Source organism: Lacinutrix sp. C3R15, from assembly GCF_018860825.1.
Taxonomy (GTDB): domain Bacteria; phylum Bacteroidota; class Bacteroidia; order Flavobacteriales; family Flavobacteriaceae; genus Oceanihabitans.
The window spans coordinates 49178-62783 of sequence record NZ_JAHKPZ010000030.1; the positions used below are offsets into that span (position 1 = coordinate 49178).

The window sequence follows — 13606 nt, forward strand, 5'->3', positions numbered from 1 at the left end:
AGCAAACAGAATAGATAATTTATTGTTAGTTTTGAATAAATCTAAAAAGCATTCATGCTCTCTATTTTAATACCAACATACAATTACAACATAAGCGCACTTGTAAATGAAGTGTACTGTCAAATAAAAAAACTTGATGTTTCTTTTGAAATTTTATGTTATGACGATGGCTCTACAGATATAAACATTATCAATGCCAATAAAGAAATAAATAAACTTGAAAACACAAAATACGTTTTACTTGAAAAAAATATTGGTAGAAGTGCTATACGAAACCGTTTAGCTAAAGACGCAAAGTCTGAATGGTTACTGTTTTTAGATGCAGATGTACTACCTAAAGACAATAATTTTATATCTACCTATTTTAAGTCTATTACCAAAACATCGCAAGTAATTTATGGAGGTATTTTATATGATGAAAACAAACCAGGAAACAACCACTTGTTACGTTGGGTATATGGTAGACAACGTGAAGCATTGCCAACAGCAGAAAGAAAAAAAAATATTTATTTAAGCTTTTTAACGCTTAATTTTTTAATAAAAAAAGAGGTTTTTAATCTGGTTACTTTTGATGAAAAAATACCTAATTTAAGGCATGAAGACACCTTATTTTCTTACCATTTAAAATTAAAAAAAATTAAAGTAGAACATATTAAAAATCCTACATATCACTTAGGCTTAGAGAAAAGTAGTATGTTTTTAAAAAAATCAATAGAATCTGTTGATGCTTTACATTTATTTTTAGAACAAAACCTAATACCAAAAAACTATACGCTAATTACAAGAGTTTTCTTTAAACTAAAAGGCTTAAAGCTGCATTATCTATTTGCTTTTATCTATAAAAACTTTAAAAGTAGTTTTGAAAAAAACTTACTTTCAAAAAAACCTTCGTTATACATTTTTGATTTATATAGATTAAGCTACCTTTGTTTTTTATACACCTAGTACATGCCATTTTTTTCTATTATAACTCCATTATACAATAAAGAAAATTTCATTGTTAAAACAGTACAAAGCGCTCTTAAACAAAACTTTAAAGACTTTGAACTTATTATAATTAATGATGGTTCTACAGACGCTAGTTTAGACCGTTTAAACACATTAACAGATTCTAGAATAAAGGTGTTTACCATTAAAAACCAAGGTGTTTCGTATGCAAGAAACTACGGAATTAAAAAAGCGAATGCAGACTATGTGGTTTTTTTAGATGCCGATGATTTATGGTTACCTAATCATTTAGAACAATTAAAAAAACTAGCAGAAGATTTTCCTGATTGTGGCTTATATGCAAATGCTTATGTAAAAAAAATGGGAGAAATTACTTTAGAATCGCATTATATAGATATTCCTAAAGCTTTTAATGGTATTGTTACCGATTATTTTAAATCTAGCTTATATAGCTGTATTGCATGGACTTCTGCAGTAATGGTACCTAAAAACATTTTACAAGATTGTAATGGTTTTGATGAAAACATTACGCTAGGAGCTGGTGAAGACACTAATTTATGGATTAAAATAGCATTGCATTACCCTGTAGCTTTTAATAGTAATGTAACAGCCATTTACAATTTACATGCAGAGAACAGAATATCTAATACCAATACCAATTTAAGAAATTTTATAAATCTTGATGTATATGAAGCAGCTGCAAAAAACAATGCTTCATTAAAAAAATATATAGATTTAAATAGGTTTTCTATTGCTTTACAATACAAACTTGCTGGTAATAAAAAGCAAATGCATTTTTTCTTAAAACATTTAAATAAAAATAATTTAAATGCAAAGCAGCGTTTTTTATTAGTCTGTAATAAAAGTGTTCTACTTTTTTTAATACAAATGCGAAATGTATTAAGAAAATTTCATATTAATTTAAGTCCTTTTAAATAACTCGAAATCTTTGTAATCACGTATATAATCGCTTTCGTCGTATTCTTTAGAAGCTAATACCAAGCATACAGATCCTGAAGAAAAATTATCTATTTCTCGCCAAATACCTGGAACAATTAACAAGCCTTTATTAGGTTTATTTAGCACAATTACTCGTTCGTTTTCACCATCTTTTAAATGCACCTCAAAGCTACCACTTAACGGAATTAAAAACTGGTATAAGTTTTTATGTGCATGACCTCCTCTGTAAGAATCACTTGGTACATCATATAAATAGTACACACGCTTAACAGCAAATGGTATGCAGTCTTTTTCTACTACAGCCAATTTACCACGTGTATCACTTACCGTTGGTACTTCTATAATTTTAACATCGTTTATGCTAGTTTTCATTTAAACTCTCTATTAATTTCTTCCAGTCTTTACTTATATTTTCTACAGAAAATTTTTCTACACTTTTTTGGGCATTTCCTTTACAACGTAGGTAAAGTGCTTTGTCAAATATAAAACTATTCATTGCTTTCGCTAATGCTTTGGTGTCATAATTTTTTACTAACAACCCATTTTCATTATTTACAATTACTTCTTTAGGTCCAGAGGTACAATCTACAGAAATCACAGGAGTTGCTAATGCTAAAGATTCTGGTATTACCATAGGAAACCCTTCATGTCTGCTAGTAAGCATAGTAAACATTGCTTTTTTAACGTAAGGATAAGGGTTTGTGGTAAAACCTTTAAAAATAACATCTTGCTCTAAGCCTAAGGTTTTTGTGTATTGCACTATTGTTGCATAATCTTCACCATTACCTAAAATTAACAATTTAATATTTTGTTTTGGTAATTCAGATTCTTTATACGAGTTTAATAGCAAAGTTAAATTTTTATGCTGATCATCTATTCTTCCGTAGAAAATAATATATTTTTCAAATTCATTTTCAAAACCACTAGTCGCTAAAGCCTTATTTTTTATCTCTTTAAAATCAAATGCATTGTAAATAGTATGCATTTTCTTTATTTGAAATTCCTTTTTAAACCGTTGACTTATCTCTTTTGAAACAGCTGTAAAAGTTTCATTTTTATACAAGAAAATATTTAGCCATTTGTAAGGTGTAAATGTTTTTTCCTGTACATAATTATGAAGCACATAAATAACAGGAATACTGTTGTACAAATATTTACTAAATACAAATTCTCTGTATGCTAAAACGCGATATCTATTATCGATAACACATTCAAAGTCATGTGCTTTTAGGTATTTTTTTAAGTTTTTAAACTTTTGAAGTTTAACCAAAAAAGAATTGCTTTTGCTTGTAAGCTCTCCTAAGTTATATAATGTTCCAGAATATTGGTATTCTACTTCAGGTAATATAGTTACCACATGCACCTCGTAACCTAAATCATACAAAATATTAGTAAGTGTTGCCGAAGATTTTTCTGCTCCACCTTTATCTAATGAAGAAGTAACTACACAAATCTTTTTTTTATTGTTATTTTGCAAGAGATTATATATTAGAAACCAAATATAGTAAATGAAAATCTTATTATTAGGAGAATACAATTCTTCACACTATACTTTAAAAGAAGGTTTACAAAAACTTGGGCACGAAGTACTGGTTGTAGGCCATGGAGATGGTTTTAAAAAAAGAAAAGTTGATATAGCTTACAAATTAAAATATACCGATGGTTTATTTGGCAAATTAAGAACCGTTTTATACAATATTTTTGGCTTTGATATTACTTCTTTTAGTGTGAGGAGACAATTTAACAGTTTTAAATCTCAATTAACAGGGTTTGATATTGTGCAATTAATTAATGAATCTTCTTTTGGCACTATACCTAAAATAGAAAAAGAACTTTTAGATTATATTTTTAAAAATAATAAAAGCGTTTTTTTACTTTCCTGTGGTACAGATTATGTTAGTGTAAAATATGCGCATGATAAAAAGTTTAGATATGATATACTTACACCATATTTTAATCATAAAGGCAACACAAAAGACTTTTGGCATGCTTTAATGTACTTAACTCCTCCTTTTAAAGAACTACATGAATATGTGTATAAAAACATAAAAGGTGTTCTTGCCAGCGATTTAGATTACCATATTCCTTTATTAGAAAATAAAAAATATTTAGGAATGATGCCAAACCCTATAAATTTAGATAAGCTAGATTATATAGATTTAAACGTAACTGAAAAAATTATAATTTTTCATGGCATTAATGAAAACAACTACTATAAAAAAGGAAATGATATTTTTGAAGATGCTCTAGCAATTGTAAAAGAAAAGCATGCCGATAAAATAGAAATTATTACAGTAAGAAGTTTGCCTTACGCAGAATACATAAAAGCTTTTGATAAAGCCCACATTTTACTAGATCAAGTATTTGCATATGATCAAGGTTTTAATGCATTGGAAGCTATGGCAAAAGGAAAAGTAGTATTTACTGGAGCTGAGCAAGAATGGTTAGATTATTACCAAATTGAAGAAGACACTATTGCTATTAACGCTTTACCTGATGCTAAAAAAATTGCTAAAAAACTAGAATGGCTCATCTTGCATCCTGAAAAAATCAAAGAAATATCAAGAAATGCTAGAGCTTTTATTGAAAAAGAACACCACTACATAGATGTAGCTAAAATGTATTTAGAAAAATGGCAATCTAAACTCTAGGAAAACGTAACTCTAAAGATACTCTTGTAATATCTTTATTATTATTCACTGCTGCTCCATGTATTAAAAAAGGTGTAAAAATTAAAGCTTCTCCTTGTTTAGGATTAGGTCTTATCATTTTAATACTGCCTTTATTGGTTTCTAGAATACAAGGCACATAATAAATGTTTCCGTTGATTTCTGCGCCTTTACTTTCTGTTCTTAATATTTCATTTTCTGGTATTAAATGACTTCCTGGAAAAACAGGTAATGATGCGTTTTCATTACAACCTACAATTGGCACCCAAACATTAATAATGTCTTCCCAATAGCTTAAATAACCATCTCTGTGTGGCGGATTAATATCTAATGAATTTGGCCTACTTATTCGTATTTGTATATGCGATTTTTGTAACTCTTCTACCCAAGATGTTAAAGTATATCCTAAAATATTTCCAAAACGCTCTGCCAATGCATCTATATTAAAATCAAAATCTTTGTTTTCTAGATTTCTGGTAATATCAATAACTTGATTATGTAGTTGGTCTGTATTAACAACTTGGTGGTATTTTTCTAAGGTAAAATCCTTTTCGTTAAAAGGAATATTATTGGCTTTAATAGCATTAACAATTTTTTGGGTTAATGATTTTTTTAAACGCTCAAATTCATCATTTATAAAAGCACTAACAACTTTATAACCTTGTTTTTCCCATGGCATTTTAGACAAAACACTATTTGTTTTATTATAAAGCAATTCTTCTTTTCCCCAGAAAAAATCTCCTTTAACCTTAAACGCATAAGGTGTGTTATCTAAATATATATTACACGTTTTTGTTTTCATTTTTTTTTATTCGTTAAATTCTTTATCACTATCGTCTGGTAAAACACCAAATAACGAAGAGCTAAAGATTAATAAAATTACAGCATAATAAATTACATAGTTTACAAAATGTGCAATTACGGCTCCTTTAACACCAAATAAATCTATAAAATAAATACTAGCTAAGTACATTAAAAGTACCGAGAAAGCTTCAGTAATAATATAATGCCAAAACATATTTTTTGCTAAAAACTGGTAAGAAATCACTATAGATAATACTTTTACAAAATCGCCTAATAATTGCCAAAAAAACAAATCTTCAACAGGTTTAAATTCTGCTGTAAAAACAATGGTAACAATATAAGATCTTAACAAATAGATAACGATTAAGCCAGTTGCAAAAACAGGAATTATCGTTTTATAAAACCCAAAAACTTCTTTTCTAAATTCTTTAACATTATCTATTTCAGACAAACGAGGCAAAATATATAAGGTTAACAAAGAACTTACAAACATTAAATAATATTTTGAAATTCTATTCATAGCTTCCCAAAAACCTGCTGCTTGGTGACTAACATTATCTATAATATAAGTACGAATTACAATTGCTACTATAGGCAAAACAATTGCCGAAAACAATGCCATTATAGAATAAGAACTTAATTTTTTAATAGAAGAAAATCTAACATTTTTTACCTTAATTAATGGTACTAGACTACGTTGGTTAGAAATACCAACTAATGTTATTAGTAAAATTAAAGACTCTACTATTACTATTGCTATAAGCGCTCCATCTATTTTATTTAACCAAATTAAAAGTACAGTTACAATAGCTCCTAAGGTTTGGCCTATAATGCTTATTATGAGTATTATTTTATATTTTGAAAAACCATTTAAAATAGAAAACAAAAACATATTTAACGTATAAAACGGTAAAGTAATAGCAAATATTTTTACTACATACGCATAGTCATTATATACAGGAAACAGATAATTATTAATGTTTTGTGCATTAAAATAGCAAAAAAAGGATACTAGAAAAGTAGAAATAAAACCTAAATAAAAAGCTGTAGATAAAGTTCTACTTAATTCTAAAGTTTTGTTTTTAAATTCTGCTATATATTTTACAACACCGTTATAAAGCCCAAGTATAGAAACAGATTGTGCAGAACGCAAAAAATCACGCATATTACCAATTAAAGCCATTCCTTCTGCACCAATAAAATATGCAATAGCTTTAGAGGTTAAAAAACCTGTAATTATTTTAGTTATTACTGCAACAGAATTTAGTGAAGCAACTTTAAATAAAACATTATTATTTATATACTTTAATAAACTTCTCATCTGTTTAAGTAAAATGTTTTTTTATGCACAGATTTTTCACAAAATTTATTTGTAACCCAAAAAGTAGCTGTTTTTTTTTCAATTAATATGTGTTAATAATTTGTATGATTTGGGTAATTTCCTGCGTTGTAATAACAGGACTAATAGGTAGGCTTACAATGTTTTTATGAATTAGCTCTGTTATTGGTAATTTTAAAGATTTAAAATCCTTTAATGCTTCTTGCTTATGAGGAGCAACGGGATAATGTATTAGTGTTTCTATTTCATGCGTGTTTAAATAATTAATAAAACCTGTTCTATCATCTACTAAGATAACAAAAAGATGAAAAACATGGTTCTTTGAGTTATTATAAAACGGAAGTGTTACTTTTTTATTCTTTATTTCTGAAATAAAACGTTTTGCTACTTCTCGACGTTTTGCATTGTCTTCATCTAATTTTTGAAGTTTAATATTTAAAAAAGCTGCTTGTATTTCGTCTAGTCTATTGTTAAAACCTACACTATCATGCATGTATTTTTTTGAAGAACCATAGTTTCTTAACTTCTTAATTACTTTAGCAAGAGCATCATTATTTGTAGTTATAGCTCCTCCATCTCCTAAAGCACCAAGATTTTTGGCTGGATAAAAACTAAATGCTGCTGCATCACCAAGGTTACCCGCTTTTTTATTGGTTTTATATATTGCTCCATGGGCTTGTGCTGCATCTTCAATAACTAATAAGTTATGCTTTTTTGCAAAGCTATTAATACTACTCATATCTGCTATTTGACCATACAAATGTACTGCTAGAATAGCTTTTGTTTTTGCTGTAATGTGTTTTTCAATTTCTGAAGTTGCAATATTGTAAGTGGTTAATTCTGGCTCTACAAAAACAGGTTTTAATCCTGCGTGAATTACTGCAAAAAAGCTAGCAATAAAAGTATTTGCAGGAACTATAATTTCATCGTTTTCTTTTAATACACCAAGTTCTTTATAGGCTTTAAAAATTAAAATTAAGGCATCTAAGCCATTACTTACACCAATACAATGCTTGGTGCCACAAAAATTAGCATAATTGGTTTCAAAAGCAGCAACTTGGTTTCCAAGAATATAATGACCAGAATTTAAAAATTGCTGAAACTGTTCATGAAACTGGGTTTCAAAACGAGCGTTAATTTTATGTAAGTCTAGAAATTTAATCATTTAAAAACTTGATTTAAATTGCTGTAAGAATTTGTGCTTATTTTATATGTTTTTTGAGGCATTAATTTCGCACCAAAACTCTCTTTCCAGTACGTTAATCCTAAATCTATTTTTAAGCTTTTATCTGTTGCAGAGCTTCCAAAACTAACATACTTTTTAGTTGCATATTTTTTAATAATATAATGGAAAAGATAATCTAAAGCTCCTGTTTCATCTCTTTCTTCATCTCCAGAACTATATTGAAAATGCGCTACGTTTTTAGTAATAAACATAACAACTCCAGCTTTTACAACCGAATTAATACTTGCCGAAAAGAATTTAATGTTTTCAGGAAAGTGTTGCATTAATTGTTTTATTTCTTTAATAGTATGTACAGGTTTTACTTGAAATTTAGTCTCTAGATTTACGGTTAAAATATCTTTCCAAAAATATTCTAATCCTTCGTTACCAATCGTAATTTGACTGTTTTCTGCTATTGTTATTGCTCTTTTTCTATTTCTATTTGGCTTGTAGTTTTGTAAATCATCTATAACATAATAACTGTTTAAAGCCTCTACTTCTGCCCTTAAAGCTGTTACCACATAATCAAATTCTGCGTGTAAATTATTATGATATATATAAGGCAATTCTTTTATATATAGCCATTTTACAGAATTGTTTTTTAAGAACTCTAATACTTGTTTAAATGCTAAAATATAATCTTGACTTCGCATTTTTTTTGAAACAATAAGTCCTCCATAACTTAAACCTTGATGTGAAAAAACATTTTCATTTGTGATATTTGCTGGCAAAACAGCTATTAACTTTTCATTTTTAAAAATCAATAAGGAATAATCTTCAAATCTATCTTGATGATATTCCATAAAATCTCTTTGAAATAAGAACGTAGCATTTTTAGCTTTGGCAACAAAGTTGTTCCAAAGTGCTTTATTTTCTGGACTATATTTATGGACTATAAAACTAATTTGATTTCTTTTTATAAGGCTGAAAGTACTAATTTTATTAGTATTTATTTAGATAATTCTTTAAAAACAACTTCTCCTTTTTCATTTATTAGTTCATAAACTCCAAAAGGCGCTCCTTTTTCAATAAAAGTATAGCTTTTATCTTCTTGCAAATTTTCTAAATAGGATTCATTTTCAGATAAATAGGAGAATAAAATTCTGAAAAGATTAACTGGCGTTTTTAATTTAGCGTCAAATTCAGGAGTATTTTCTGGCCATTTTATTGCTAATTGCGAAGTGAATATAGAATATACTAAATCTCTTTCTTCGCTTTTAACTAAACTCTCTTTTGTAGTATTCATACCTACAAAACCACCATGATCTGCTGCAATGATTATCAAACTATTTTTATCTTTTGCAGATATGTAATCTATAATTTGCTTTAGCCATATATTGGTTTCTTCAAGTTTAGACAAGTATTTTTCGCGTTCTGATTTTGCAATATCTCCAGGTTCTCTTCTATTAGTAATATGACTTGGCGACATTTGTTCTATAAAGTAGAAATTATTAGCTTCTTTATTAATAGACATATTTGTCTTAAAATCTTTTAAAACATCTTTGTTTACAGCTAACCATTTTGAAAAAAACGGTAGTTCCTTTAAGCTAATATTACAAGTATCATAAAACAATTTTGGCCTATTGTATAGCAAATAGGACTTATCTAGTAATAGATGTGTTTTATAATTATTGTTCTTTAATATTTTTAATACAGGATTTTCTCCAACAATAACATCTCTTGCATTATACAGTTCGGTAACCTTATTTACAGGAGCATTATGATAGTGATGTTTCATAGCAAACAAAGAACTATTAGAACTTAATGTAGAATAATAATTGCTTCTATAATCTGCATAAATTTTAAAATCTTTGTTTTGTAAATAAGTTTCAAATTGGCTGTTATCAAAATTATAATAACCTGTATTTAGTTCAGAAATATTAGCATAGCCATCTGGCTGAATTAAATAAATGTTTGGTTTTTTCTTAAAAACTACTTCTTCAATAGCATCTGGTTGTACAAGCCATTTTTGGGAATTCTTTACATTAAAAACGAAAAAATTCAAAAAAGAAATAGCACTTACAATTGCTAAAACAAATTGAAAAACGATTACTTTATTAAAGTATTTATAAAGCAAAAATGTAGCTAGCAAAACCAATAAAATTGAAATAAAAATTATTTTAATGCGAAACCCAATACTAACATGAATTAGCAAATAAGTTGCCCAAGAAAAATTTAAAAAAGGTAATGCAAACTTTTTTGCTGGTTTAAAAAAAGAAATTTTATTGCATAAAAGATATGCAAGTTTAAAAACAACAATTGGTATTACTAAAAAGTAGACTAAGAAATATAAAAACTGACTCCAAGAATTAATTAAAGTAAAGTTTCTGGAATAATAAAAAACGAACGGAAATAATCCTGCAGCTACAGCAGCAATAATAGGATATTCTATTTTGCTCTGCATAAAAGCAATAATTTTATTTCTTAAATTATTAATCATAAAAATTTATTACTTATTCTTTAAAGCTTTATAAACCACAGCACCTTCTTCATCTATTAATTTAAATACTCCTTTAGGATTATTTCTTCTTATTACTGTAAAGCTTTCATTGGGTTGTAAGTTTTTTAAAAGCGAATCATCTTCACTTAAATAAGAAAACAAGGTTCTAAATAGGTTTACAGAAGACTGTAATTCACTATCAAATTCTGGAGTTGTATCATTCCATTTTATTGCTAATGCAGCAGAAAACATAGAATACACAATATCTCTATCTGTTTGTTTTGCTTCGTTTTGCAACATCGAACTTAAACCAACATAACCACCATGATCTGAAACTATTAAAACAATAGCATCTTTATCTTCATTACTAATATAAGTTATTAAATCTGTAAGCCAAATATTTGCTTTTTGAAGCCTTTTTAAATATAATTCTCTTTCCTTTTCTATATTATTATTTGGATTGTCATGTGTAATTATATGACTTGGCAACATACTTTCTATAAAGAAAAAATTGGAAGTATTTTTATTTTCTTGAATTGCTGTTTTTACATCTTTACTTAAGTCTTTATCTTTACTAAATCCTCTTGCTATATAGGAAACTTCGTCTAAAGAAATATTACAGAAATCGAAATCTATTTTTGGTCTATTAACTAGCAAATATGGTGTTTGTAATAGTAAAAATGTTTTGTAATTATTATTCTTAAAAGTTCGTAAAACAGGATTATCTTCTACAATTTCATTTCTAGAATTATGAGAAGGATTAATACCTAAAGTACTGTTACCATAATAATGATGCTTCATACCAAACAAGGAACTATTTGAGCTTAATGTAGAAGTATAATTGCTTCGGTATTTTGGATAAAACGTGAATTTATTTTCTTTTAAAAAACCTTCAAAAATATGATTATCAAAATTATACAGCCTATTATTTAATTCTGAAAAATTCACATAACCATCAGGTTGTATCACATAAACATTTGGCTTCTTTTTAAAAACTGTTTGTTCAATTGCATCTGGTTGCTGCATCCAAGCATCAGAATAAAAAACCTCTCTATATATATCTGGAATTAATTTTGGAAGGATTAAAAAAGCAAGTATTAACTGAAATAGTATCACTTTATTTCTGTGCTTATAGAGAATAAAACCCAATAACAAACCAATAACTAAAGCTAGTAATAGTTTAATAAAATTAAATCCGAAAAGTGTTATTACAATGAATACTAAAAAAAAAGTGATGCTGAAAATAGTCGATAAAACAGCTTTTGCTTTTGCTGAAAAATTTATTTTTTTAGATAAAAAATGTAAACTACAAAATGCAATTAGCGGAATAATTATATAACTACAAACAAAAAAAACAAATTGCGATTTGGAGTTAATTAATGCAAAATTAAGATCGTAATAATATAGTAATGGATATAAACCTACAGCTATTGCAGCAAGAACAGGAAAGTCTTTTTTGCTAGTAAGAAAAGTAATTACCTTATTTTGCAAACTACTTAACATGTTTTGGTTTTAGTAAATACATTACGCGTTCACTATTGGCAATTGGCTTTTTTTCAATAACTTCAAAATAAGTTGTATAAGCTGTTTCAAAATTTTCTAAAGCATACCAATTAAAATGGTCTTTAAAATCTACTTTACTATTTAATAAACGTTGTACCCAAGAATCGTTTCGTTTAGGAAACTCAATAACCAAATGTTTTGAAAACGAAGCGAAAAATTTTGCAGACATATCAAAAGTTACATTGCCAGATAATGACATATGGTGAATTACTGCTAAAGCCAAAGTAACATCTGGAGCAAAATCTTTCATTCTATTAATAAAAGAATCACGTTCTGTATTTTGAAAACCAATTGCTGCAGAAGGGTTTAAAACATCTAAAACAAAAGGCGTAATAAAGCTTTCTTTGTTTTCCTTAATGGTTTTATAGTTAAAATCTACTGCGTTATTATCAATATCACAAACCAGAGCTTGTTCTAAGTTTGTATTTATTTTTCTAACAAAAGTGCCATCATTTCCACCAACATCAATTAATGTTTTTGCTTTTATATTTTCTATCCACGTATCAATTATTGCAGATTTTTGTACAAATGCATCGTTACTATAATTGGTTTTATCGTAATAATTTCCCCATTCGCTATGCTCTTTTAAAGTTAGTTTTTTAATATAATCATACAAAGATTGAATAATATTTAACTGTCCCTTTTTAGATAATACGGAAGCTTTAGACTCGCCTTTATAGTCTTCGTTATGCTTGTCTTCAAATTTGGCTAACAAATGAATATTAGAATACAAAAACGGATTCATTTTGGTTTTAAACGGAAGCATAGAAGCTAACATTTTAATAGGAATACCATCTATAAAATTGCTCATCAACTTTAAAGATTGTGCACCATGATAATGCGCTAAAACTAAAGGTGCTAAAAAATGTGTAATAAATTGCTTGTAAGCTCGCCAAGGTGTGTTCTCTTGATAAAAATCAAAAGAAAGCGTATCTATAAAAATAGCTTTTCCTTCATGAAAAGCAACATTAAAAGCTGTTGCATCTTTAAGAGTAAACCCTTTTTCTAAACTGTATTTTTGAAGCTTTAATGTTAATAACGCTGCTTCTTTATACATATTAAAACTCCATTCATAAGGATAGGTTATAAACGAAATATTCTCAGGTTGTATAACAATTTTATCTACCGCATTTGTAATTTCGCTATGCGGAATTAGAAGTTTGTTTTTAAATAAACTGTCAAAAAAACCAGAGGTTGTTAAAGCGTTGTATTGCTTAAAATATATAGGAAATATTGCACGCTTAATAACACCTTCTTCCGTAAAAATATAACCTGAAGGATCTCGAAAGGATGAAGCGTGCTTACTGTTATCTACCACCAACTATTATTTATTTTCTGTATCTTGATCTTTAATTTCAATATCATCAAACATGTCGTCTTCCTGATTTTTAGAGAAACCTAAAAGCGTTTTAATCTTATACATTAAACCTTTAGAGAATAATACAACTCCAGCAACTGCAGCTACAATTGCTTGCACTATCATAGCGCCTAAACCTGGATCGAAATATAAAAAATGCATATAAAAATTTTTGTAAATATACTAAACTTAAACTTTACAATTATGCTTAATCCTTAGATTTAATAGCTTACCTAATTCTGTAGTTTAAAAAACAAAAAAAAGGAACCCAAAATGGATTCCTTTTTAATATTATAATCAA

General features: G+C 27.7%; 13 protein-coding genes. 3 read left to right on the plus strand and 10 right to left on the minus strand.

All coding sequences use genetic code 11. The annotated features are described in order from the left end of the window. Positions 1-54: 54 nt before the first annotated feature. Entirely contained in the window at positions 55-945 is an 891-nt protein-coding gene (locus KO494_RS08900) for a glycosyltransferase family 2 protein (RefSeq protein ID WP_215967254.1), read from the plus strand. Positions 946-948: 3 nt separating this feature from the next. Continuing rightward, positions 949-1887, plus strand: coding sequence for a glycosyltransferase family 2 protein (locus tag KO494_RS08905; protein WP_215967255.1), 939 nt, complete (start codon positions 949-951; stop codon positions 1885-1887). On the opposite strand, the gene KO494_RS08910 is transcribed toward KO494_RS08905, so the two are convergent. Beyond that, positions 1870-2280, minus strand: coding sequence for an FdtA/QdtA family cupin domain-containing protein (locus tag KO494_RS08910; RefSeq protein ID WP_215967256.1), 411 nt, complete (start codon positions 2278-2280; stop codon positions 1870-1872). The two genes, KO494_RS08905 and KO494_RS08910, sit on opposite strands and share 18 nt — an antisense overlap. After that, a complete protein-coding gene (locus KO494_RS08915) occupies positions 2270-3385 on the minus strand; it encodes a glycosyltransferase (RefSeq protein WP_215967257.1) in 1116 nt (371 codons plus the stop codon). The genes KO494_RS08910 and KO494_RS08915 overlap by 11 nt, the downstream gene beginning before the upstream one ends. Positions 3386-3416: 31 nt before the next feature. Here KO494_RS08915 and KO494_RS08920 point away from each other — a divergent pair, with 31 nt between their 5' ends. Continuing rightward, positions 3417-4559 (plus strand): glycosyltransferase, encoded by a 1143-nt coding sequence (locus KO494_RS08920; protein WP_215967258.1) that lies wholly within the window; start codon positions 3417-3419, stop codon positions 4557-4559. Here the strand turns inward: KO494_RS08920 and KO494_RS08925 are convergent. The 8 genes from KO494_RS08925 to KO494_RS08960 form a co-directional block, all read right to left on the minus strand. Then, entirely contained in the window at positions 4549-5379 is an 831-nt protein-coding gene (locus tag KO494_RS08925; RefSeq protein ID WP_215967259.1) for a phytanoyl-CoA dioxygenase family protein, read from the minus strand. The genes KO494_RS08920 and KO494_RS08925 overlap by 11 nt on opposite strands. Before the next feature lie 6 nt (positions 5380-5385). After that, positions 5386-6702, minus strand: coding sequence for an O-antigen translocase (locus KO494_RS08930; RefSeq protein ID WP_215967260.1), 1317 nt, complete (start codon positions 6700-6702; stop codon positions 5386-5388). An 82-nt stretch (positions 6703-6784) separates the two neighbouring features. Next, positions 6785-7885: a DegT/DnrJ/EryC1/StrS aminotransferase family protein gene (locus KO494_RS08935; protein WP_215967261.1), complete on the minus strand. Its 1101-nt coding sequence runs from the start codon at positions 7883-7885 to the stop codon at positions 6785-6787. Continuing rightward, a complete protein-coding gene (locus tag KO494_RS08940) occupies positions 7882-8748 on the minus strand; it encodes a GNAT family N-acetyltransferase (RefSeq protein WP_215967262.1) in 867 nt (288 codons plus the stop codon). The genes KO494_RS08935 and KO494_RS08940 overlap by 4 nt, the downstream gene beginning before the upstream one ends. 146 nt (positions 8749-8894) lie before the next feature. Next, positions 8895-10385: a sulfatase-like hydrolase/transferase gene (locus tag KO494_RS08945; protein ID WP_215967263.1), complete on the minus strand. Its 1491-nt coding sequence runs from the start codon at positions 10383-10385 to the stop codon at positions 8895-8897. A gap of 9 nt (positions 10386-10394) precedes the next feature. Then, entirely contained in the window at positions 10395-11876 is a 1482-nt protein-coding gene (locus KO494_RS08950) for a sulfatase-like hydrolase/transferase (protein ID WP_215967264.1), read from the minus strand. Position 11877: 1 nt separating this feature from the next. After that, positions 11878-13266, minus strand: coding sequence for a class I SAM-dependent methyltransferase (locus KO494_RS08955; protein ID WP_215967680.1), 1389 nt, complete (start codon positions 13264-13266; stop codon positions 11878-11880). A 6-nt stretch (positions 13267-13272) separates the two neighbouring features. After that, positions 13273-13467: a hypothetical protein gene (locus KO494_RS08960; RefSeq protein WP_215967265.1), complete on the minus strand. Its 195-nt coding sequence runs from the start codon at positions 13465-13467 to the stop codon at positions 13273-13275. Positions 13468-13606 lie beyond the last annotated feature (139 nt).

Bases quoted from the DNA above. Each gene is read 5' to 3' on its own strand.
- KO494_RS08910 (WP_215967256.1), bottom strand. From the start codon at position 2,280: ATGAAAACTAGCATAAACGATGTTAAAATTATAGAAGTACCAACGGTA.
- KO494_RS08945 (WP_215967263.1), bottom strand. From the start codon at position 10,385: ATGATTAATAATTTAAGAAATAAAATTATTGCTTTTATGCAGAGCAAA.
- KO494_RS08905 (WP_215967255.1), top strand. From the start codon at position 949: ATGCCATTTTTTTCTATTATAACTCCATTATACAATAAAGAAAATTTC.
- KO494_RS08935 (WP_215967261.1), bottom strand. From the start codon at position 7,885: ATGATTAAATTTCTAGACTTACATAAAATTAACGCTCGTTTTGAAACC.
- KO494_RS08960 (WP_215967265.1), bottom strand. From the start codon at position 13,467: ATGCATTTTTTATATTTCGATCCAGGTTTAGGCGCTATGATAGTGCAA.
- KO494_RS08940 (WP_215967262.1), bottom strand. From the start codon at position 8,748: ATGGAATATCATCAAGATAGATTTGAAGATTATTCCTTATTGATTTTT.
- KO494_RS08930 (WP_215967260.1), bottom strand. From the start codon at position 6,702: ATGAGAAGTTTATTAAAGTATATAAATAATAATGTTTTATTTAAAGTT.
- KO494_RS08920 (WP_215967258.1), top strand. From the start codon at position 3,417: ATGAAAATCTTATTATTAGGAGAATACAATTCTTCACACTATACTTTA.
- KO494_RS08925 (WP_215967259.1), bottom strand. From the start codon at position 5,379: ATGAAAACAAAAACGTGTAATATATATTTAGATAACACACCTTATGCG.
- KO494_RS08900 (WP_215967254.1), top strand. From the start codon at position 55: ATGCTCTCTATTTTAATACCAACATACAATTACAACATAAGCGCACTT.